The sequence below is a fragment of the Rhodococcus sp. ENV425 genome (assembly GCF_002887785.1).
Classification (GTDB): domain Bacteria; phylum Actinomycetota; class Actinomycetes; order Mycobacteriales; family Mycobacteriaceae; genus Rhodococcus; species Rhodococcus aetherivorans.
The window spans coordinates 16,987-17,194 of sequence record NZ_PCZU01000087.1; the positions used below are offsets into that span (position 1 = coordinate 16,987).

Below are 208 nucleotides of genomic sequence, written 5' to 3' on the forward strand. Positions count from 1 at the left end.
AGCCGCGATCAGCGCGAGGATGATGCCCGGGAACAGCAGCACGTGCGCGACGTACAGGCGCGGGATGATGAGCATGCCCGGGAAGTCGCCCCCGAAGATCAGCCAGTGCATCCACGTGCCGATCACCGGGATGCTGATGGTGATACCGGACAGGGCGGCGCGCAGGCCGGTGCCGGAGAGCAGGTCGTCGGGCAGCGAGTAGCCGAAG

General features: G+C 67.8%; 1 protein-coding gene. It reads right to left on the reverse strand.

Going from position 1 to position 208, the window contains the following annotated elements:
- Nucleotides 1–208: cytochrome b N-terminal domain-containing protein (locus tag CQZ88_RS30575; RefSeq protein ID WP_374703809.1), on the reverse strand; the 208-nt coding region annotated here is incomplete at both ends.